The sequence below is a fragment of the Sorangiineae bacterium MSr11954 genome, from assembly GCA_037157815.1.
Lineage (GTDB): Bacteria > Myxococcota_A > Polyangia > Polyangiales > Polyangiaceae > Pendulispora > Pendulispora albinea.
In genome coordinates, this window is sequence record CP089984.1 from 1,179,636 (window position 1) to 1,201,385 (window position 21,750).

General features: G+C 65.9%; 16 protein-coding genes and 2 pseudogenes. 8 read left to right on the forward strand and 10 right to left on the reverse strand.

Translation table 11 applies throughout. From position 1 onward, the window contains the following. Nucleotides 1-8: 8 nt before the first annotated feature. The 3 genes from yidC to rpmH all read right to left on the reverse strand — a co-directional run bounded on the left by yidC (nucleotide 9) and on the right by rpmH (nucleotide 2,674). Nucleotides 9-1,775 (reverse strand): membrane protein insertase YidC, encoded by a 1,767-nt coding sequence (gene yidC, locus LZC94_04820; GenBank protein WXB16602.1) that lies wholly within the window; start codon nucleotides 1,773-1,775, stop codon nucleotides 9-11. 16 nt (nucleotides 1,776-1,791) lie between these two features. Continuing rightward, nucleotides 1,792-2,052: a membrane protein insertion efficiency factor YidD gene (gene yidD / locus LZC94_04825; protein WXB16603.1), complete on the reverse strand. Its 261-nt coding sequence runs from the start codon at nucleotides 2,050-2,052 to the stop codon at nucleotides 1,792-1,794. A gap of 472 nt (nucleotides 2,053-2,524) precedes the next feature. Further along, nucleotides 2,525-2,674: a 50S ribosomal protein L34 gene (gene rpmH, locus LZC94_04830; protein WXB16604.1), complete on the reverse strand. Its 150-nt coding sequence runs from the start codon at nucleotides 2,672-2,674 to the stop codon at nucleotides 2,525-2,527. Between the two features lie 381 nt (nucleotides 2,675-3,055). On the opposite strand from rpmH, the gene LZC94_04835 reads away from it, so the two are divergent. Both LZC94_04835 and LZC94_04840 read left to right on the forward strand, forming a co-directional pair. Continuing rightward, nucleotides 3,056-4,870 carry an OmpA family protein gene (locus LZC94_04835; protein WXB16605.1) on the forward strand — a complete coding sequence of 605 codons (1,815 nt, stop codon included), beginning with the start codon at nucleotides 3,056-3,058 and terminating at the stop codon, nucleotides 4,868-4,870. Between the two features lie 136 nt (nucleotides 4,871-5,006). Then, nucleotides 5,007-5,420: a hypothetical protein gene (locus LZC94_04840; protein ID WXB16606.1), complete on the forward strand. Its 414-nt coding sequence runs from the start codon at nucleotides 5,007-5,009 to the stop codon at nucleotides 5,418-5,420. A gap of 409 nt (nucleotides 5,421-5,829) precedes the next feature. Here the strand turns inward: LZC94_04840 and LZC94_04845 are convergent, their stop codons facing one another. Both LZC94_04845 and LZC94_04850 read right to left on the reverse strand, forming a co-directional pair. Then, nucleotides 5,830-7,590 carry a hypothetical protein gene (locus LZC94_04845; protein WXB16607.1) on the reverse strand — a complete coding sequence of 587 codons (1,761 nt, stop codon included), beginning with the start codon at nucleotides 7,588-7,590 and terminating at the stop codon, nucleotides 5,830-5,832. 13 nt (nucleotides 7,591-7,603) lie between these two features. Next, a complete protein-coding gene (locus tag LZC94_04850) occupies nucleotides 7,604-7,753 on the reverse strand; it encodes a hypothetical protein (GenBank protein WXB16608.1) in 150 nt (49 codons plus the stop codon). Nucleotides 7,754-9,059: 1,306 nt separating this feature from the next. On the opposite strand from LZC94_04850, the pseudogene LZC94_04855 reads away from it, so the two are divergent. Beyond that, nucleotides 9,060-9,161 (forward strand): annotated as a pseudogene (locus tag LZC94_04855) (FHA domain-containing protein). Nucleotides 9,162-9,292: 131 nt separating this feature from the next. Here LZC94_04855 and LZC94_04860 read toward each other — a convergent pair. Both LZC94_04860 and LZC94_04865 read right to left on the reverse strand, forming a co-directional pair. Further along, nucleotides 9,293-9,631: pseudogene (locus LZC94_04860) on the reverse strand (zinc-ribbon domain-containing protein). Nucleotides 9,632-9,881: 250 nt separating this feature from the next. Further along, on the reverse strand, nucleotides 9,882-11,495 hold the full coding sequence (locus tag LZC94_04865) for a hypothetical protein (protein ID WXB16609.1): 1,614 nt from the start codon (nucleotides 11,493-11,495) through the stop codon (nucleotides 9,882-9,884). Nucleotides 11,496-11,603: 108 nt separating this feature from the next. On the opposite strand from LZC94_04865, the gene LZC94_04870 reads away from it, so the two are divergent. Then, a complete protein-coding gene (locus LZC94_04870) occupies nucleotides 11,604-13,532 on the forward strand; it encodes an OmpA family protein (GenBank protein WXB16610.1) in 1,929 nt (642 codons plus the stop codon). Nucleotides 13,533-14,388: 856 nt separating this feature from the next. Here LZC94_04870 and LZC94_04875 read toward each other — a convergent pair. After that, a complete protein-coding gene (locus LZC94_04875; GenBank protein ID WXB16611.1) occupies nucleotides 14,389-14,949 on the reverse strand; it encodes a hypothetical protein in 561 nt (186 codons plus the stop codon). Nucleotides 14,950-14,993: 44 nt separating this feature from the next. Then, complete coding sequence (locus tag LZC94_04880; GenBank protein WXB16612.1) at nucleotides 14,994-16,673, reverse strand: FHA domain-containing protein; 1,680 nt, start codon at nucleotides 16,671-16,673, stop codon at nucleotides 14,994-14,996. Nucleotides 16,674-16,856: 183 nt separating this feature from the next. Here LZC94_04880 and LZC94_04885 point away from each other — a divergent pair, with 183 nt between their 5' ends. Continuing rightward, nucleotides 16,857-17,282: a PDZ domain-containing protein gene (locus LZC94_04885; GenBank protein WXB16613.1), complete on the forward strand. Its 426-nt coding sequence runs from the start codon at nucleotides 16,857-16,859 to the stop codon at nucleotides 17,280-17,282. Nucleotides 17,283-17,333: 51 nt separating this feature from the next. Here the strand turns inward: LZC94_04885 and LZC94_04890 are convergent, their stop codons facing one another. Beyond that, nucleotides 17,334-18,071 (reverse strand): competence/damage-inducible protein A, encoded by a 738-nt coding sequence (locus tag LZC94_04890; protein WXB16614.1) that lies wholly within the window; start codon nucleotides 18,069-18,071, stop codon nucleotides 17,334-17,336. Nucleotides 18,072-18,205: 134 nt separating this feature from the next. Between LZC94_04890 and LZC94_04895 the strand changes: the two genes are divergently transcribed. The 3 genes from LZC94_04895 to LZC94_04905 are packed head-to-tail and all read left to right on the forward strand — an operon-like array spanning nucleotide 18,206 to nucleotide 21,749. Next, nucleotides 18,206-18,700: a response regulator gene (locus LZC94_04895; GenBank protein WXB16615.1), complete on the forward strand. Its 495-nt coding sequence runs from the start codon at nucleotides 18,206-18,208 to the stop codon at nucleotides 18,698-18,700. A 3-nt stretch (nucleotides 18,701-18,703) separates the two neighbouring features. Next, nucleotides 18,704-21,268, forward strand: coding sequence for a chemotaxis protein CheA (locus LZC94_04900; GenBank protein WXB16616.1), 2,565 nt, complete (start codon nucleotides 18,704-18,706; stop codon nucleotides 21,266-21,268). Further along, nucleotides 21,249-21,749, forward strand: coding sequence for a chemotaxis protein CheW (locus tag LZC94_04905; protein WXB16617.1), 501 nt, complete (start codon nucleotides 21,249-21,251; stop codon nucleotides 21,747-21,749). The genes LZC94_04900 and LZC94_04905 overlap by 20 nt, the downstream gene beginning before the upstream one ends. Nucleotide 21,750: the final 1 nt, after the last annotated feature.

Sequence of the window (21,750 nt, forward strand, 5' to 3'; positions counted from 1 at the left end):
CCGACACGTTAGACACGGGCTTTTCCCTTTCGCAGGTTGCTTCCGGTCCCTCCAGAAGCCTCTCGAACTTCGATGTCGTTCTTTCCCTTCGGCGTACCGGCCGACTTCGGCGCGAGCTGCTCGATGGCGAGCTGCTGGGCGATCCCGAGCACGCTGTTGGTCAGCATGTAGACGCCGAGGGCCGCGGGCAAGAAGAGCATCATCACTGTGAAGACGCCCGGGAGCAGGTAGGTCATCATCTTCTGCTGCACGGGGTCCATCCCTTGTTGGGGCACGATCCTTTGCTGAACGATCATGAAAACACCCAGCACGATGGGCAACACGTAGAACTTATCGGGCGCCGATAGATCCGTAAACCACAGAAATTTCGTGTGGTACATCTCCACGGCCGTCTGCAGGGTCGTGTACATCGCGAACCAAATGGGCATCTGAACGAGCTGCGGCAGGCACCCGCCGAACGGGTTCACGCCGTTCTTCTTCCAGAGCTCCATCATGGCCATGTTCTTGGCCTGGGGATCGCCCGCGAACCTCTCGTTCAGCGCGTCCACCTCGGGCTTGAGGCGGCGCATCGCCAAGCTCGATTTGATCGACTTCCACGTGAGCGGGAAGAGGAGCATGCGGAGGCAGAGCGTCATCACGATGATCGCCAGACCCCAGTTGCCCGTGACCTTGTTGCGGAAGAAAAGCAGAATGTCGACGAGGACCTTGGCCACCACCGAGAAGAAGCCGAGGTTGATCAGATCCCCCAGCCCTTTGTGGCCGCCGGCCGCGTGGGCGAGCACGTCCCGCTCCTTGGGACCGCCCAAGGCCACCGTGCGGTAGGTGGCGGTGGCGCCGTGCGCGAGCTCGCGGGAAGGGTAGGTGAGGTTGGCGTGGTAGACGGCGCCCGCCTCGTCGTCGTCGCGGCTCTGGCCTGCCGAGAACCAATCCTCGGCGAGGATCTCACAGGTGCCTGGGGTATCGACCACCAGCGCCTGCGCGAAGTACGTGTTGCTGATGGCGACGTAGCGGTCTGCCGGCTGGGTGTACCAGCCCTCTTTGAAGTCGTCCTTCGCCTTGCGCTCGACCTTGGAGCCGTTCGCGCACTCCAGATCGGTCATGAAGGGCGAGACGCGACCGAGGTTACCCTTCACCTCTTTGTTGCGGCGGAAGGAGAAGTTCTGGATCGCGAAGCGATGGCGCTTCGGTGCATCGGCGAGGTTCGTGAGCGCGGTCTCGACCTCGAGCTCGAACGGGCGCGCGCCCGCCATGACCGTCTTCACGATCTTCACGCTGTCGTCCGCGTAGGTGAATCGGCAGCCGCCCGCTTCGTTGTTGCCGGCCGCGAGCTTCTCGACCTCCCAGTTGAAGCGGTCGTATTTCACCTGCTCGCTGGCGTCGCCCGCCTTTCCCGGCTCCGTGCGGAAGAGGGTGCGCAGGGACCGCCAACGCTCCATGTCGGGCGTGGTGGAGAGATCGGCCGCCTCGCTGTCCCGATACTGCGGATCGGTGAGCTTGTAGTGCGTGATGCCGGCGCCGCGCGAGGACAGGGTGGCTTCGAAGCGGTTGCCCTTGATGGTGCAAAGCTCGCCGACCGGCGGCTTGTTCGGCGTGGTGCCGTCCTGGGGCGGATCGATGGCGTCGCCCATGAAGTCCGGCGCGTTGATATACGCTTCCTCACGGATGGGCTGCGAGTTGTGGCCGGACTTGCCCGTGAGCGCGGGCATCCCCCACTTCCAGAAAAGAAGGACCCCGATCGCGATGATCGCCCAGCGCAAAAGCGTGTTCTTGTCCATTCGCTACTTCGAACTTTCAGCCAATCCCGTTGGTTTCCAAGACATTTCGCCCCTTTGGTAGCCGGGGCGGAGGAGGATCGAAGCCTCCAGAATGAAACGGGTGGCACTTACACAGCCGTCTGAGCGAAAGCAAGCCGCCTTTCCACACTCCATGCCCTTCGAGACACGAAGCGGCGTACCGGGAGCAGGATGGCTCGAACCGGCAGACGTTGCCAAAAAGTGGCGAGATGAACCGCTGATAAAACCGAATCAGCGCCAGGAGCACGTGCAAAACCATGGGATCCGTCGCGGTCGGCTCTTTACCGACTCGGTGCCGAAAGATGACCCTTGTTCGATGCTTTCGCCAGCGCTTGTGCGGAACGTTTGCGAATCAAAGGTCGCACCCTGTCCCATTCGGCCAGCGCGTCCGTTGCCGAGAGCTTCTCCGCGCCTGTGCGCGCAATAACGACGAGATCGGTCCCCTCGGGGACCCAATCGATGCGTCGGAAGCAGTCTCGACAGACACGCTTGATGCGGTTGCGCACGACGGCGCCGCCCAGTTTTCGGGTGACGATAAGCCCAAGACGAGCGGGACCAATCGGAGATCCGAGCGTAGGCGCGACGAGAAAGTAAAAATGCCGGCTCGTAACGCGCTCGGAACCCGATTGAATGCGAACGTAATCGGCATGGCGCCGAACGCGTCGCTCACGACCAAAAGTCTGGGCTTTCGTGACCAGTGACTTCGAGGGCTAATGCTTGCGGCGGACGGGTTACTTTTTGTAAATGCTGACGGCGAGACGCTTGCGACCCTTACGACGGCGGTTCGCAAGAACCTGCTGTCCTCCACGGGTAGCCATACGGGCGCGGAACCCGTGCGTCCGAATGCGGCGGAGGTTGTGCGGTTGATAGGTGCGTTTCATGACGGGGCGCGAAAGAAAGCATCCATGTGCGCAGGGGTCAAGCGTGAAGCCAACATCCTCGATAACTTTTGACGCTTCACGTAGCGCGGGAATCTCCGTACCATCGGGCCCGTCTCCCGGCATTTTTGATGGGTTGGCGGTGCACTTCGGCTTTTTGCCGCGTGGGCCGTTGGCTCACACCCAAAATTTGGCCCAGGCCGGCCAAGGAGAGACCCTTACGCGATAGGCCCGCTTCTGAGTGCTTGAATACTACACCGTCGCAGTGACGCAGTCGTGCAGTCGCGGCCGTCGTGCGCAGGCCGGTACGAAAACCTCGAATGTGAAGCTCCGTGAGCAGCAGGTTTGTCTTCCCTTCCGCTCCTTCTCCTAGCTGACGGAACCATGACCCAACAATCTTCTACCGGTGGCGTCGGCCGAGTGTGCCGTGCCATCTCGCGCCGATGGGGCGCGCCACTGGCCGCGGCCGCGCTCTTTTCGTCTGCCTTGTTGTGCAGCACCCGCGCGAACGCACAACAAACCACCTTTCACCTCGATCGTCTGGAAATCGCAGGCTCACCCGAAGATGGGCTCGTCATGTGGCGCCCGGTGACCCAGCCGAAGCCTATCTTTTTCGGCCAGCTGGCGCTCGGCTACTCCCGCAACCCGCTGCACACGAGCAACTTCGTCAACGCCGACACGGATCGTACCGTCTTGGCTCGAAATGGCACGCCTACGGGTGCCATTCAGAACCAGTTCACGACGTATGCCACGCTCGGTGTTCAGTTCCTGAATCGCTTTACGCTGTCGGTGACCTTGCCGGCCACCTTGATTCAAAACGGCGGGCAGCCCGACTACGGGGCGGGCGGGCTTGGCGCCAAGACCACCACCTTCGGAACCGGAGGGCCCACGGTGGGGGACACCCGCATCGATGCGCGCGCCGTCCTGTTGCGAACCAGCAACGACAAGGGCGCGCTCGGCGCCAGCTTCAGCCTCTTTGCGCCGACGGGGACGTACGAGAAGTTCGGCGGCGACGGCAGCACGTCGGGCATGGTGATGGTGCAAGGCGAGTACGACTTCAACGCCTTCGTGCTGACCGCCAACACGGGCGTGCACTTCCGGCCGCGCAACTCGATCAACGATCCGGCCAAGGAGCGCGGCTTGGGCATCGGCAACGAGTGGCGGTGGGCCGTCGGCGGGTTCGTGCCCATCAAGGGCGGCAAGTACCGCATCGGCGCCAGCGTGTTCGGGCAGACGGGCATCACCGGCGACGATCCCATCATCGGCGATACGTTCGGCAAGAAGCGCAACACGCCCATCGAGTGGAACGTCGAGGGACGCGCCAAGTTCGGCCCCAAGGATCGCTGGTGGGCCGGTCTCGGCGGCGGCACCCTGATCGGCAACGGCTACGGCGCGCCCGACTTCCGCATCGTCGCGATGATCGGCGCGTACATTCCCATCACCGACTCGGACGCCAACTCGCCGAGCCGCAAAGAGGCGCAGCGCGAGAAGTGGCGCAGCGAGCGCGCGACGGACACCGACAAAGACGGCATTCCGGACGACATCGACGCATGCCCCAACGAGCCGGAGGATCACCAAGGCGCCGATCCGAACGACGGCTGCCCGCTGCCGCCCGATCGCGACGGCGACGGCATCCCCGACCAGTACGACCGCTGCCCCGATCAGCCCGAGGACAAGGACGGCATCGAGGACGGTGACGGCTGCCCCGAGGACGACGCCGACCACGACGGTGTCCCCGACGTGACCGACGCTTGCCCCGACGTCCCCGGCAAGCCCTCGCCCGATCCGAAGACGAACGGCTGCCCGCAGTTCATCAAGAAGGAGGGCTCGGTGGTGCGCGTGCTGCAGCAGGTGCACTTCCAGTTCGGCTCGGCCAAGATCCTGCCGGACAGCTTCCCGATGCTCCAAGAGATCGCGGATCTGCTCAAGTCGAGCCCGAGCATCAAGAAGATGTCGGTCGAAGGTCACACCGACAACAAGGGCAAGGCCGACTTGAACAAGAAGCTCTCGCAGAGCCGCGCCGACTCGGTCATGAAGTGGCTGACCGATCACGGTGTCGAGACCACCCGTCTCGAAGCCCACGGTTACGGTCTCGAGCGCCCCATCGAGGACAACGCCACCGAGAAGGGCCGCGCCGCGAACCGCCGGGTCGAGTTCAAGATCCTCGAGGAAGAGGATCCGAACAAGATCAAGAAGTAAGGTCCGCGGGCGACATCCGAAGCACCGGCGCGAAAGCAAGAAGAAACCGCGCCGGTGCGGGGAAAAGCAGAGAAACAAGCAGCAAAACGAGCAGGAAAGTGGGCCGTGGGGCCGAGCGTTTCGTAACCTCGGCTCCATGATCGAACCGTCCGTGAAGAACCTGGAAGATACGCACGCGAGGACCACGGAGGCCCAAGGCCGGGGCGAGCGCCGCACGAAGCGGAGCACGCAGAAGAAGGAGGCCCTCCAGTTCCTGCTCGAGGCGGTCGCCGATCGCAGCGAGGTGGAGGCCGTCGCGCTGGTGGACATGCGCGGCAACATCGTGGCCGGCACCGGTCTTCCGCACGATCTCGCGGGTATTGCCAAGGTGGCGGGGCCGGTGGCCCGCGGTGAAGAGTGCGTCGACTTCGACGTCGTCACCGCCACGAGCGATCTCTTTCTCCGCACCGTCGACGCCGGCGACGAGTCGCTCTACCTCGTGGCGCTCGGCTCGCGCGTCCGCAAGATGAACGACGCGGCGCTGGCCATCACGCGCATCTCCGTGTCGTAGAGGTCCGCCTCGTTCAGTCGCGTTGCGAACGTGCGCCTACGGGCTCGTGCGAGCGTGAGGTCCGCGTAAGTGTGCACGGCTCGTGTGAGCGCACGCTTCGCGTAAGCACGTAAATTCGTGTTCGTCCGCGCTTCGCGCAGGTGTGCACGGCTCGTGTGAGCGCACGCTTCGCGTAAGCACGTAAATTCGTGTTCGTCCGCGCTTCGCGCAGGTGTGCACGGCTCGTGCGAGCGCCGCTTCGCGTAAGCGTAGGGTTCGAGTAAGTGTGCACGGCTCGTGCGAGCGCGCAAGGTCGGTACAAGCGCAGGGTTGCCTAAGGTGCGCGGCTCATGTGAGCGCGCAAGGTCGGTGCAAGCGCAGGGTTGCGTAAGGTGCACGGCTCGTGTGAGCGCTGCTGCGTCAGGGGGTGCTAGCGCGGGACGCCGTAGACGAGGGCTTCGCGGGCGCCCGAGGTGATGGCGCTCGGGACGATGAGCTTGCCGCGGGCGATCGTGGGCGGGGTGAATTTGGAGAACGCCGTGGTTTCGGAGTCCCAAAGTCGCTCGAGGCTCTCGGCGTCGAAGGCCCAGATGTGTCCGCGGTTCCGGTCGGCGAGGGAGCGTGAGGTGGCCCATACGATGGCGGAGCCCCGCGCATGGCCGCGCGCGCTGAGCGAAACGAAGGCGCCTCGCGGCATGGCAGGGACGTTTGCCGTTCGAGCGAGCACCAGGGTTCGGGCGGCGTGATCGTAGTGGAAGGAGCGGAGGTAGTCGTCGGCGGCCCACGCGAAGAGGGTCGACTGGCCGGCCAGCGTGTTGGGCGCGCTCTCGTGGCGAAAGATGGCGAAGGCTCCCGATAGGGTCGGGATGTCGTGCCAGGAGTGCACGTAGAGTTCGTGATCGCCTTGCAGAGGGAGCGCCGTGAAGGGGACGATGGGCTCCTGCGTCGGGCGCAACGTGTCGCGGTCGAGCAGGTAGACGATTCCGCCTTTGGTTCCGACGACCACGTCGCGTGAATCGGGGATGAGCGTCGGTCCGCCGGAGCCGAACCCGACGTCCGCCGAGGCCGTGAATTGAAAGACGGTGCCCGCATAGCCCGCCGCCGCGTACGGGCGCGTGTCCGCGTAGGCGCGCGCGCTCGCGTTGGGGCTCGACCGATAGTCGAGCGGCAGCCGAAGGACGCTGTCCTCCGCGTCCTTCGGCGAAGCAGGGAACGAGGCCGGCGGGTGGGTGCTGCAGTCCAAGATGGGATTGGCGGCGGTGAAGAAGACGCCCGCACCATCGGACGCGGGGCCCGAGCCCGATTGCCATACGCTCCCTCCGCCGCCATGCGGGGTCGTGATGTACACGGCGGGCTCGCGCGCCAAGTCCGCGACGTCGTAGCGAAAGAGCCAGCCGTGGTAGACGAAGTCCTCCTCGTGCTGGTCGCCGTTGGGCCCCGAGCCGAACGCCACGTAAAGCCCGTCCCCCTCGAGCAGCAGCGCGGGCCGGTTCCAGTGCACGGTGGCATCGAACACGAGCGGCGCGTTCGATTCGTCCTGCAACGACGCTGCGATCGCGCGCGAGGCTCGGATGGCACCCGTGCGAAGGTCGAGCGCGAAGATCGTGGCTTTGCAGCGTCCCGAGGTGATCGCGCTGGGGCACTCGGCGACGGGAATGGCATCCGGGCCGTCGCAGGAGCGGGCTACCACATAGATCAGCCCGCGCTTTTTATCGACCACGGGGGTCGATAGGATCCCATTGGGTCCGTCCACATTGCGGGTCGTGATGCCGGGGGTCCCGAGCTCGCGTGCTTTTCCCGTATGCCACACGGGCCGCGCACCATTGGGCGCATCCAGATCGAACGCGTAGACGCTCGAGTTCGTGGTGGCCAGGAGCACCAAGTTCTTCTTCCCCGCGTCGGTCTCGACATCGCCCGCGAGCAAAGGCTGCGCATAGAGCTCACCATCGACGGGCAGGCGCGCCACCAGCACGAGGTTGCGCGCCGATTGTGGATCGAGCACGTCCTCGTCGAGGTTCGCGCCCGTCCTGGCGTTGTCGTTCTTCGACGTCAGCACCTCGCCCTGCGCGCCCCTTCGCGGGGTCGCCGTCGAGACCTGCGGGCCCGGATCGGGCTCGCTCGACGAGCACGCTGCTGCGCTGGAAAGTAGAGCAATATCGAGAAGATACGATAGGAGAAGCGTGCGTTTCACCCGGCCCCGCGCGTCACCCCGGCCGCACCGGCGCGTTGCTCGAGACGGTGCGCGCCCGATCGAGGGCCTCGCGGCGCCGGCGCTCGCCTCGGTATCCAAGCGCGATACCGAGGCGGAGGCCGAGCAGAAACCCGAAGACGGTGCAGAGGGCGCCGGTGAGCACGGGCGCTCAGTTCAAGGAGAACGTCTTTCCGACCGTGACCGGGGGACCGGAGAACGGGGGGACGTGGGCGCTGCGGAATTTGGCGGCGATGCAGCCACCGACGCCGGTGCCGGAGAAGGGCGGCGTGTCGACTTCGACGGTGCTGACCGTGCCGCTTCCCTGGAAGGTGACCTTGACGTGACCTGCGCCCGTGGGCCCATCGCCCTTCTTGCAGCCGCTGATGTTCACGTCGCCGAGGGCCGCCGCGGCCGCGCCGCGATCGAACGGCGCGGTTCCAGTGGAGGGCTTCTCCGCGGCCTTCTCCTCTTTCGGAGCGCCGACCGCGTTGTGCATCGCGTCCGCGAGGCTCTTGGGCTGCTGGGGTTGCGCTTGCGATACGGTGGGCGGCGTCGGCGTGTCTTCGCCGCCGGCTGCGCCTGGGGCACCGCTCGAGCCGCCCTTGGCGCTGCCCCTGCTGCCGCCTGAGGATTTCGCGCCTGCGCTCGGGGTGACCTCTTTCGCGCCGGAGCCTTGCGCCGTCGCGACGGTGTCGGCCGGCGGTGGGGTGGTGACCGTGGGCGCGGGCGGCGGCGTGGCCGCGGCCGACGGGGTCGTGCTTGGCTCGCTGATTTTGGGCTCGTCTTTGACCGACGGGCGCAGGAGCAGAACGGCCACGATGATCGCGGCGCCAATCAAGAGGCAACCGACGATGATGGCGATGTACAGCGTCTTGTTCTGGCCTCCGCCCACCGAGTGCGGCGACGAGAGATCGCCGAAGTCCTGCGGCGGGGGCGCGAGCACCGGGGCTGCGAGCGCGGCGCTGAAAGCTCCGCCGCCGCCCAGGTTCATGATGTCGTCGACATGACGGCTGCTCTTGGGCGTTCCTTCACCCTCGCTTCCGCCGGAGGAGGCGAGCGCGCGAATGTCGATGAGGCCCGATCCATCGGAGCTGGCGGAGGATGTCGCGCTGCTCGAGGTGCTCGAGCTGCTGCTGCCACCGCCGCCAAGCGGCTTCTCCGGCGCTTTTTGCGTCAGCGCGCCGAGGGAGAAGAGAACGCTGTTCTCGTTCCGCTGGCCCGTGAGCTTGCTGCCGTCTTGGGCGACCGGCGCGGCGCTGGTCATCACGTCTTCTTCGCCGCCAGCTTGAGCCACACCCCCGAAGAGATCGGCCTGATTCCCGCGTCCGCCCGTTCGACGTGCGGCCGTGGCCGACGACGACGCCAGCGCGGCCCCTGCGCCGCCGCCGCTGGAGCTGCCCGCGCCGCTCCCGCCTAAACGATTCGGGTCGAACAGGCCCGCGCCGTTGCCGTTGGTGTCGGCGTGGAAGCTGGATGCGGCCAGCCCGCCTTGAGCTCGACCGGCTCCGCCTCCGAAGAGGCTGTCGCCGCCGCCGCCAAATCCGCCGGTGCCGAGACCGAGGGGTGCGGGCTCGGGGCGATCTTGATCCGAGTTGCGCAAGCTGAGGGGCGAGAACTCGCTCGCCCCCGTGCTTCCGCTGGTGCACGCCCCATAGAGCGATTCAATCTCCCGAAGCGGGAGCCAATCGTTCATTCCATCTTTCCAGCAGAACGTATCGTCGTGGATGGTCCCCAGCTTGTATTCGTCGACGATCTCGCCCACCGTCATGGTGCGTTGATCGCCGTCGGCTACGTTGACCGTCCATTGATCTTGCTCGACGACCCCGTACCCGGGGTCGCTCACGCTGGTGGCGCCGCCCATCGATGCGGCGGATGCGGCACCTGCAGCGGACGAGACCCCCGCGGAGGCAGCCTCGGGATCATTGCCGTTGATGACAATGGTTGCGCCGCACTTCTTGCAGCGGATCTTGACGATCTTTCCGAGGACCTTCTCGTCCGCGATGGTGTACTTGGCCTGACACGACTGGCACGAAATCTTCACGGACGCCTCCGGCCCTCTACGTGGTCCAACACCGTCAAGTCAGCGCACTCCCTTCGACGCACGCAGGTGCGCGCACGTGTTGCTGCAGGGAAAAATCCGGCCCCACACCGATGGGGAAGATCTCCGTGGGACATTCGCTCACAGGACACTGAAGACAACTCTGAAAAGTATAGCGGGCCGCCAGAACAGCGATCAAGCAACGCGCCACAAAAGGTAGGAGCAGGCCCTTGGGTTCGGCTTCGAACGCCACTTAGTTAAGCAGCACCAGCGCAGTGCCATCTTTGCCGCAGTACGACGCCGAGCCCTCGAAACGATCGCCGCAAGTGGGGCAAATCTTGCCCTTGAGGCGCGCATTCGAGGGCGCTGCAAGCGTATAGGCGACCAGCTCTTCCCCATCGTTGGGGCAGTGCTTTACGCCTGGGCCAAACCCACGTTTGCATACTGGGCAGATGCCACCGCCTGCCTCGCCCGCCACCTCCTCATGGTCCTCGCGAGGACCGAGCTCGACAAGGCGCGTGCCATCGTCCGGGCAAAACGCCGAGCTGCCCGCATACTCGCGCTGGCATGTGGGGCAGCGCGCGCGCCTTCGCTCGCCCGGCCGTTCGTGCGTCTTTGCTGCGCTCATGGCGCGCTCGAGGCTCTCCTCGTGCGCCTTCATCTGCGCGGCATGCTGCGCAGCCTTTTCACGGCGGCGCTCCTCGGCCTCGCGCAGCTTCTGTTCATGGCGCGCTTGCGCCTCGCGCTCGAGCCGCGCCGCTTTGCGCGCGCGTCGCCATCCGAAGATGGCCACGATGCCCAAAATGGCGGCCAGCGCACCCACCACGGCGATGAACGTGTTGCGGCGCCGGACCGCGTTGCCCACGGCGGTGGCTTCTTGTCCTCCCAATGTGCCTTGCGCAATGACGGCGACCGATGTTTCGTTCGTCTCGCCCAGCGCATTGAGCCCCGATTGGGCCAGGAGCGCGTCGTAGTGCGAGGGGGAGCTCACCTCCACGGTCACCCGCGTGCTCTTGCCCGCCGCCGTCACCACCAAGGTGACGGGACCCTCGACGGCGTCATCGTGAACGGTGACCTTGCCCGATGCATCGACCTCCACGCGCGCCTTTCCCGCCACGGCGGGATCCACCTCCCAGATGACGGGGGTCGAGGTCGCGCAGCCTTTGGCGTCGCTCACCACGGCTTGAAAGACGAAACTTTCTCCCGTGCGTAGAAGTTTGCGGGCCGGGCGCACTTCGAGACGCGCGGGCGCGCCGACGCTCGCTGGGGTGCACGCACGACTGGCCGGCTCGGGGGCATGGGTGGGCTCGGGCGGCGGTGTGGTGCTCGCGGGGGCCGCGGGGGTGGCGAGCACTTTTTCGAAGACCCTCGTGCGTTTGACGTCGGCGGTGCAGCGCCCTTCTTTGAGCGTGATCTCGTAGCGCCCGGACTCGGCCACCTCCACGCGCGTGTCGCTCTGCACGGTGACCAACGTATTGATGACGGCGCGCCGTGGATCGGAGGGCGGGGTCGAGCAGCGCGTGCGCCACGACCGGCCGGATCCGTCGCGCGAGTGGGCGTCGCGCACCAGGGTGGGGAGCTCGTCGTAGCACTGGTTCGTGTGGAAATTGCGGCCGCCGCCCAGGATGCCCAGCTCGTCCCCCTCTTCTTGGATGGTGACGATTTCGCCGCCACCTAGGGAACCGTTGGTGGGCGCGGGGCCGCAGGCAGGGAACCACTGTTGGACGGTGTAGTCTTGGCGAAGGGGACCTTGCTTCCACTTTCCGTCGAAGGAGCCCGCGCGCGCAGCCAATGTGAAAAACGACACGGCGAGCAACGCGGCCACGCACGATACGGACGAGAGGAACGCGGATCGACCTACGAACACGACGGGCTGCAGCTTACCGCAAGAGGAAGCAAGAAGTAGGAGTGTGGCTCCAGCCATTCTTTATTTGCCGATTCCGCCGAAAATATGCGCATCATAGGCCGCAAGGCGATGAAAGCTCACTACCGAAGTCTTCTCGGACTCGCGTGTGCGGGCGTGGTCACGTTGTTCGGCAGTACGGCGCGTGCGCAGATCGCGAACGGCAACGGTGACGGCTTCGACACGCATCTCTTTCGACCTGCTCTCGACTCGAAAGGCTTCTTCACGGTCAACGGCACCGACATTCTCGGTAAGAACGATGTCAGCATCGGTTTGGTGATCGATTACGGGCGCGCTTTGCTGCGGGTCCCGGACAATGGGAGCGGGAGCCCCCAGCTCATCGAGCACTCGTTCCAGGGCACCGCGATGTTCAACTACGGCATCGCCAATATCCTGGCGGTCGGCGTGAGCGTCCCGGTCAACCTGATGGCGGGCGACGAGCGCGGCACCCCCGGAACCTCGGTCCCGAATACGGCGCTGCCCGTGGAGGGATGGTCGCCGAACAAGCTCGATTCGCAGACCATCGGCTACCTGGGGCTGCACGCGAAGCTGCGCATCACGCGCGTGGAGAAGGGGCCGGGTCTTGCGCTCGCGGTGCAGGGCGGCGTTCCGGTGACCGACGCGCCGAAGAACGCGGGCGCGGATCCCACGGCGTGGGTGTGGCCGCAGCTTTTGTTCGAGCACCGCCTTGGCTCGACCGGGCGCTTCAAGGTGGGCCTCAACGCGGGTATCCGCGTGCACGGCGCGAGCGAGACCGCCTTGCCGCTGCGCGACGGTAAGTTCAAAGACGGCAACCGGTTCACATACGGCGCCGCCTTGGCGTACCGCATCCTGGATCCGGTCGATCTCGTGGCCGAGACGTACGCGACGTATCTTCTCTCGGGCGACGCCGACTCCGCGGTGAAGCCTTCGAACGAGGTGGTGGGCGGCCTCAAGGTCTTCGTCGAGCGCAACTCGTTCCTCATGTTCGGCGCCGGCCCTCGCTACACCAACGGCTTCGAGGCGGCGAACCTCCGCGGCTTCATCGGCTTCGTGTTCGAGCCGTCGATTGGGGATCGCGACGGCGACGGCATCAAGGACGACGTCGATCAATGCCCCGACGATCCCGAGGACAAGGACGGCTTCAAGGACGAAGACGGCTGCCCCGATCCGGACAACGACGAAGACGGCATCCCCGACAAGGACGATCGCTGCCCCAACGAACCCGAGGATCGCGACGGCGACCAAGACGACGACGGCTGCCCCGAGGGAAACACCGGCGACCGTGACGGCGACGGCATCCCCGACAACGTCGACAAGTGCCCCGACCAGCCCGAGGACAAAGACGGCTTTCAGGACCAAGACGGCTGCCCGGATCCGGACAACGACATGGACGGCATTCCGGACAAGATGGACCAATGCCCCAACGATCCGGAGGACAAGGACGGCTTCGAAGACCAAGACGGCTGCCCCGATCCGGACAACGACAAAGACGGCATCCCCGACCGGGTCGACAAGTGCCCGAACCAGCCGGAGACCTTCAACGGCTTCGAAGACGAAGACGGGTGCCCGGACAAAGGGCAGGTCGTGATCCAGGACAACGCCATCCTGATCTTGCAGAAAATCCAGTTCAAGACCGGCTCGTCCGAGATCCGTCCCGAGTCGAAGGACATCCTCGATGCGGTGGCGACCACCATCACCCACCACCCCGAGTTCACGTTGATGGAAGTCGCCGGCCACGCCGACGAGCGCGCGGGCGATCAATACAACTTGAACCTCACCCAAGCGCGCGTGAACGCCGTCATGGCCGCGCTGGTTCAACGCGGGGTCGAGCGCTCGCGGCTGCGCGCCAAGGGCTACGGCGAGTATTGCCCGGAGGATCCCGCTCACAATGAAGCGGCCTGGGAGAAGAATCGCCGGGTCGACTTCAAAATCGTCAAGACGAAGGACGGCCCCACCGGCGTCCAAGTCGGATGCCCCAATGCCGTGTCGCACGGCGTGAAGTCCGATCCCGTCAACTGACGAATCACGCAGGAGCGCTCTGGCGGTTCGGGATTTTACCGCCAGGGCGCGAGGGGAGGCGAGGAATCACCGCCAGGGTGCAAGCTTTGGCTCGCCGCGAGGGCGTGTGGGGAGGAGAAGGATCACCGCAAGGGCGCCAGGGGCGCAAGCTTTGGAGTGCAGGACGCCAGGGGCGTAAGCTTCGGCTCGCCGCGAGGGCGTGTGGGGAGGAGAGGGATCACCGCAAGGGCGCTAGGGGCGCAAGCTTTGGAGCGCGGCTAGGGCGTGTGGGGAGGAGAGGGATCACCGCAAGGGCGCCAGGGGCGCAAGCTTTGGAGCGCGCTAGGGCGTGGGGAGGAGAGGGATCAACGCAAGGGCGCTAGGGGCGCAAGCTTTGGAGCGCGCTAGGGCGTGGGGAGGAGAGGGATCAACGCAAGGGCGCCAGGGGCGCAAGCTTTGGAGCGCGGCTAGGGCGTGTGGGGAGGAGAGGGATCAACGCAAGGGCGCCAGGGGCGCAAGCTTTGGCTCGCCGCGAGGGCGTGTGGGGAGGAGAGATCACCGCAAGGGCGCCAGGGGCGCAAGCTTTGGGGCGCGGCTAGGGCGTGTGGGGAGGAGAGGGATCACCGTAAGGGCGCTAGGGGCGCAAGCTTTGGATCCCCGCCACGGCGCCAAAGTTGAAAGAGAGGATTCTCTTATGGAGAAATCCTCTCTGTTGCGTTAATCCCCACATGTCCTTGCGGTTCAACAAAAGCCGCCACGCGTCGAATCAGCCGCGGCGCGCCGAATCAGCCGCCACGCGTCGAATCAGCCGCGGCGCGCCGAATCAGCCGCCACGCGCCGAATCACCCGCGGCGCGTCGAAGCCGCCGCGCGGCGAATCATTCCGCCGCGTGCGGGGTTGCCTCGATGTCGGCGTCGCCCGCGGTGCCGGTTTCGGATTTGCGCGGTCGACCGCGTCGGCGCACCGGTGCATCGGCGCTTGCCTCGGGTGAGCTGGCAGGCGTCTCGTCGGCTTTGGGGTTGGGCCGACGGGCGGGGCGGGGGAGCGCGATGCCTTCGAGACGCGTGCGTAGATCGTCGTTCGTTTCGGCGTAGATGCGGGCGTAGGCAAGGGCGCGCTGCGCGTAGTGCAGCAACGCTTCTTGGCGCTCCTGCAATTGCGCGCGTGCGGCATCGACGGCGGCTTGCGCGGTGGTCAACGCGTCGGTCGCCGATTGCACGTCGGTGGCGACGTCCGAGAGCCCCTTCGCGTCCATGTCGGCAAAACGGAGGTCGGCGAGCTCGGTGCGGAAGATCTCGATCAGAGTCTGGACAGGGGGCGGAATCATGGCCCGTATACATATACTGATCATGCGATCAGTGCCAGCGATTCTCCGTTTCAGACGACCGTCTCGTCCGAAATTCGCCCGCCTCGGTTCGGAGGACCAACCCGCGCTCACGGCGACGGATCGCGCGCCGCCGTTCCGTCGACCTCCGACTTCTTCTACTTCTCCAGGAGCCTCTTCGTCTGCTCCAGGCAGACTTGGTCCCGCTGCTCGCGGCAGATCGTCTTGAGTAGACCGATCTCCTCCTTCGTCGCATGCCCCTGGTTCACCCGAGGCTGAAGGAGCTTTCGCGCCCCATCGGGATCCTTGAGCATGATCGCGCGCACTTGCTCGGCTACGCTTCCTGCTGCGGCGCCGCTCGCCCCCGATGCGGGCGTACCCGACGGCGCCGGAGCTGCCGGTTGCGGGCCCGCGTTGGTGCTGGTGCTCTTCGGTGCCGTGTGCGAACCAGACGAATCCGCCGACGCCTGACGCGACGGACGATCGAGCTTCTCCGTGTGCTCGGGCGCGCTGGTCAGCTGCACGCCCGTGGGATGGCTCCCGCTATCTTTCGGCGCGGGCACCCCGCGAGGTGCCATGGCCAGGTTCTGAGCATCGAGCTCACGCAGCCGATCCGACGCCATCTTGCGGTGCGGCTCATCGACGGTGGGCTGCTTGTCGACCAGCTCGTAGAGGCTGCGCTTCTTCGCGGGGTCGATCTCGTTGAGCGCCCGCTCCATGATTTGTTCGGCCCAGCGGAGCTCGATTTCTTTGAACTGCGGGTCGTTCTGAAGCGACGAGCCACTCGCCACCTTTTGCATCACCTTGTCGTGCGCTTCCTCGCAGTGATTGTCCTTGATGCATGCCTGCGCGGCCTCCTTCAAGGCCTGCGCTTCCGATGGATCGACCTGCGTCGTCGGCGCTGGGCTCTGGCGAGACTGCAACTTTTGCTGCCGCAGGTATGCCCAAATGCCCACCGCGGCCGAGGCCAGGATCATCCCGAAGAGGAGCCACGGGATCACACCGACCCCACGGCCCGATCGCGACACCGCGTTGGCCGAGCGCTCGCCGATGGACTCGAATTGATGGGTATCGGTCGCGCCGGGCAGGAAAATTTGGCCCGCGCCCACGAACTTGAATCGCACGTCCCCGAGCTCGATGATGTCGCCCGCCTCGATGATGCCGCGGCGCAAATCGGCTCCGTTGACGCGCACGCCGTTGGAGGAGCCCTTGTCGACGATCTCGTAGCGGCCCTCGCCCAGCGAGTGGATCTCGCAGTGCAGCCGCGACACGGAGTTGTGGTTCACCGAGATGGCGGCGTCTTCGGCCCGGCCGATGGTGAGCCGCTCGCGATCCAGGGGATACTCCAGCCCCGGGGTGGGTCCGGCGAGCATCACCAGCCGGTTCGGGCGCTCGAGCAGCAGCGAACCGCGGGTGGTGACATTGGGGAGCGTCGCCTTCGTGTCGTCCGGGATGGTGGCGTTTGCCGGGGGTTGTTCGACGGCAGCGTCATCGTGCAGGACGATGCGATAGTCCCCGATCTGGATTAGATCGCCATGCAAGAGGTCCTGCGTCTGCGCGACCCTCAAGCCGTTGACGTAGACCCCGTTGTAGCTCTGATGGTCCTCGAGGAAGAACGACGGGTTCACCGCAACGGATGCCGGTGCGGCGATGCCCGGGGTTCGCGGTGAATGCGGTGCGCCGTTCTTCTTGCGATGGAGCGCGGCATGGTCACGCGACACGTTGCGTTCGGTGAGGCGGATGTTGTTCCCCTCCTTGCGCCCGATCGTGTAATCGTCCCGCGTGAGCGGGACGACCGTGCGCTTACCCTCCTCGTCCTCGATAATCAGCTTCCACATCGGAGTTCGTCGTCTGTTCGCACTCGCGAGGGGACCCGGGTAAAAGTCAAGGTAGGCGCTCGGTTCAGGAAGCGGTTCCGCTTCTGCCCAAGTGTAGCTAGCGGGCCTACGTGAAAGCAACGGCCTAGACTAGGGCCGGCCGCTGAATCTGCTGTGTGCACCTTCGAATACGTTCTTTCACCTATGTCGACCCCGGATGCAACGATCCTGATGCCTACCGAGCGATTGCTCATTGGTGCCACGGGCGGCTGGAGCCGGCTCGTTGTCGTTCTAACAATGCTCGCCGGTTTGGCGGGGGCGAGCGCGTGCGGGAACACATGGACCGGGTCCATCGGCGCCATCCTGGCAAAAAATAACCAAAATGGCCGAGTTTTCATCCGGGAAGTGCCTCCAAACATGGGTGCGGCCAAGGCGGGCTTGTTCGTCGATGACGAGGTGACGGCGGTCGATGGAAGGCCCGTGTCCACGATGACGAGTGAACAGCTGCACCAAGCGCTCGTGGGAAACGTGGGAAGCCGGGTGCGGCTGCAAATTTTGCGGGATGGGGCTGCACGGGAGGTCATCGTCGAGCGCGGGCCGCTGGCAGGGCCGCAGCCCCAGCCTGAATGAGCGGGGCAGGCCAGGGCAGAAGCCGAGCAGGGCTTGAGCAGGGGAGCTAGCTTAATCCACCCGCTGCGGTTCGTTCGAGGGCAAGGTCGACAAAAAGCGGTCTCGGGCGGCAAAGACCAGGGAGCGGTCCCGCCCGTCGAAGGTCACCTTCGTCTTGTACGAGGGATCGAGCCACTTGGGGTAGGAGCCGACGTCGACCTCGGGAAAGTCGGCGACGACTTGGTCGAGCAGCGGCTTGAGGTCGCCCTCCTCCATTTTGGTGTACACCGCGGTGGAGACATAGGGATCGTGTTGGCCGAGCTTTTCCACCAGCACGGGGATTTTCATCCGGAAGACCTCGGGGACCCCGGGCATGAGCCAGGTGTTCTCGAGGCGAATGGTAGGCCAGCGGATGGCCTCGGTCGTCTCGAGGGTGGCGCCCTCGGGGATCAGCGCCATGCGAAGGTGCCCCTCCGTGCAGCGCTCCTCGTAATGCTCGATGAGCATGTCCCGCATCTCGGGGCTGATCACCACCTTGACGCCAAAGGCCTTGGCGACCGCATCGACCGTGACATCGTCGTGCGTTGGGCCGACCCCGCCGGAGGTGAAGAGCCAGTCATGCGTGGTGGAGAGCTCGCGCACCTCGCGGGCGATGGTGTCGATGTCATCGAGCACCATGACGACGCGGCGCAGTTGGATGCCCAGGTCGCGGAGGCTTCGCGCCAACACACGAAGGTTGGCCTCCTCGACTTTGCCCGACAGAAGCTCGTTGCCAATGATGAGGACCGCAGCGGTCTTCGCGGGCTGCATGGAGCGTTAGAGTAGTCTCCCTCGCCTCGGAATGGCATCGTTTCCGGTTCGAAAACGTCTTCCTCGCGCAAGTATTGGCAACACGGGGCGAGCTTTCGCCTGCGCAGCGTAGTAAGCTCCGTCGCGGGATCGCGATGCCCAAAGTTCTCGTGGTGGAAGATTCGCCTTCGGCGCGGGCGTTCGTGCGCGCCATCCTGGAAGAACCGGAGTTCGCTCATGCGCTCGGCGGGTGTCAGGTCACCGAGGCTTCGAGCGGGTTCGAGGCCATGCGCCTTCTTCCGCGTGGTCCTTACGACCTCATCATTACCGACATCAACATGGCGGCGATCAACGGCCTGGAGCTCATTCGCTTCATCCGCATGTCCGAGCACCATCGCTCGACGCCGCTGGTCATCATCTCCACCCTCGCGGCCCAGCGCGATATCGACAAGGGCTTGGCCCTCGGCGCCGACGCCTACCTCCCCAAGCCGTTCACGGCCGAGGCGCTCCGCGCCACATGTGTGAGGGCCCTGGGCGGCGCCAAGACCGAGGCGGGATCGCACCCGGGTCCGGTGGGGTCGGCGGGTTCTTCGGGTTCGACGGGTTCGGAGGGCGCCGTGGCTCAGTCTCCCGGCGAAGCGAAGCGTTAAGAGATGGCGGAGCACGGCGGCGGGGGGCGCGGTGATCCCGGCGACAAGGCGCGCGAAGAGTTTTTCTCCGAGGCCCAGGAGCTCATCGATGGCCTGGGGCGCGATCTTCTCGCCCTCGACGCGGTCTCCAAGGGCGGCCGCACCGACCCGGAGCTCATCAACGATATTTTCCGCGCCGTTCATACGCTGAAGGGCCTGGCGGGCCTCTTTGGCGCCACGTTGATGAGTGGGCTCTCGCACGAGCTCGAAGACGTCCTCGACGATCTGCGTTTGGGCCGGCTCGATCTGACGGCCGCCGTCCTCGATGTGCTCTTTCGTGCGGTCGAGCTCTACGCGCGGATCCTCGCGGCGGAGCGGAGCGATACCCCGGAGGAGCCGGCGCAAGAGGTGAAGGCGCTGCTCCACTTGTTGGGGCAGGTCTCGCAGCGGCGGGGTGGGGGCGGCGCAAGCCCGGTGGCGCAGTACGAGCTCGACCCGGGCTTGCTCGGCGTGCTCACGGAGTACGAGGAGTACCGGCTGCGAACCAATATTTCGCAGGGGGTCTCGCTCTTCCGCATCCGCGTCCAGTTCCGCCTGGACACCATCGACTCGGCGCTGGACGAGCTCAAGGCGCGCGCGCGGCCGCACGGCGAGATCATCACGTACCTTCCCACGGGCGCGGGCGGCGACAGCGACAGCATCGAGCTGGAGATCCTGCTCGCGAGCCATGCGCCGCTCCCCGTGCTCGAGGCGGCGCTCGGCGGGTCGTATGCGCTCATCGAAGAAGTTCAGCGCCGCGGTCCGCGCAGCAAGCCGCCGCCGACGGTCGCGCCGTACGCGCCGGAGCCTCCGCAGCCTGTGCCGCCCGGATCGCAGGCGCCCGACGAGAGCCCCGAGCCGCGCTCCACCTTCCACCCGGGACCCATCGAGCGCCCCGAGCCCCCCGCGCCGGGCTTCCCCGCCACGGAAGAGGACGTGTTCGGCGCCGAATTTCATACGATTGCACCCACCGGGCAGATGCCGGTGGTGGAGCCTCGCCCGTCCGCGATGCCCCCGATGCAGCGCGAGATCCCGCTGCCGGTGGTGTGGGGCCGAGAGACCTCCACCACCTCGTCGACCCCCTCCGACTTTCCCCCTCCGCATCCTCCCATTGGCGACGTGCGCTTCACGCACCGAAGCCGGGCGACGGACGTCGACGACATTCTTCGGTCGATCCCGCCGCCCCCGCCCGCGGAGAAGCCGCAGTCGTACCCCCCGGCGGCGGCCGGGCGCGAGATGTCGCTGCGCTCCGTGAGCCAAACGGTGCGCGTCGACATTCGCAAGCTCGATCACCTGATGAACATCGTGGGCGAGCTGGCCATCACCCGCACCTCCCTGGCGAAGCTCTCGGACAAGGTGCGGCTCAGGCCCGAGATGCGCTCGCTCGCCAACGAGCTGTATCGGCTGCACCGCGCCTTCGAGCGCAACCTCGCGCAGATGCAGAACGGCATCCTCGAGGTGCGCATGGTGCCGCTGGGGCAAGCCTTCGACAAGCTCGCCCGCATCGTGCGTCAGATTTCGCGCGAGCACGACAAGCAGGTCAACCTGGTGGTGACCGGCGCCGAGACGGAGATCGACAAGCTCATCGTCGAGGAGCTGAGCGATCCGCTCATGCACATGATCCGCAACGCCATCGATCATGGCATCGAGCAGCGCGAGGAGCGGGAGCGGGTGGGCAAGCCCACCGTGGGGACCATCGCCCTCAACGCCTTTCAGAAGGGCAACCACGTCGTCATCGAGGTGGAGGACGACGGCGCCGGCATGAACACCCAGGTGCTGCTGGCCAGCGCCGTGCGCCGCGGCTTGCTCACGCGCGAGCAGGCGGCGGAGCTCTTGCCGCACGAGATCTTGGGGCTCGTCTTTCTCCCGGGCTTCACCACGCGCGGGGAGGCCACCGATCTCTCGGGCCGCGGGGTGGGGATGGACATCGTCAAGACGAACATCTCCCGCATGGGCGGCATCATCGACATCTCGAGCGAGGTGGGCATCGGGACCAAGATGACCATCACGCTCCCCATCACCCTGGCCGTGATCAGCGTGCTGGTGATCGAGATCGCGGGGCGCACCTACGCCATACCGCTGGCCAGCGTGGAGGAGGCCATCGTCTTCGACGAACGCGAGGTCCGCGCCGTCGAGGAGCGCGAGGTGATGAACCAGCGCGGCCGCACCCTGCCCATTTGCCGCCTGTGGAAGCTCTTCGGTCATGCTCCGCTCGAGCCGCTCGAGCCGACCAAAAATGAGAAGCGATTCGTGGTCATCGCGGCCGTCGGCAATCGTAAGCTCGGGTTCGTGGTGGATCGGTTGGTCGGACAGCAGGACATCGTGATCAAGGCCCTCGGAAAGTCGCTGGCGCGGGTGCGCGGCTTTGCCGGGGCGACGGAGCTGGGCGATCAGCGGGTGGCGCTGGTGCTCGACGTGGCGGCGCTGGTCGAAGAGGTGCTGAGCGGCGACGGCGAGCGCCTCCTGGAAGGGCGCGGCGAGCGAAACGAGGGCCGGGCGCTGGAAACTCGAACGGAAGGGAAATTGGGCGATGGCCGCGCTCGTGCGTAGACGCGCCGAACAGCGCGCCCTGCGGCGGGCGGCGGACGGGCAGCGAACGGAGTACCTCGCCTTTTCGCTGGCGGGCGAGATCTACGCGGTGGAGATCCACTCCATCAACGAGATCCTCAAGCCGCCGCCCATCACCGAGGTGCCGCGGGCGGAGCCTTCGGTCATCGGGGTGGTGAGCGTGCGCGGGCGGCTGGTGACCGTGATCGATCTCCGCAAGCGCTTTGGCGTGCAGGATGCGGCGATCGGCCACTTGACCCGCATCTTGCTGGTGGACAAGGGGGATGAGAAGCTCGGGCTCTTGGTGGACGAGGTGCTCCAGGTCTACCGTCTGACCGAGACGGAGATCGAGCCCGCCAACGTGCTCGGAGGGGATCAACCCGCGCACATCCTCGGGATCGGTCGGCCGAAGGATGGAACCGGGCGCCGCGACTTCGGTTCTCTGCTCGTGCTGCTCGATTTGCGGCCTATCCTGGAGGGATGAG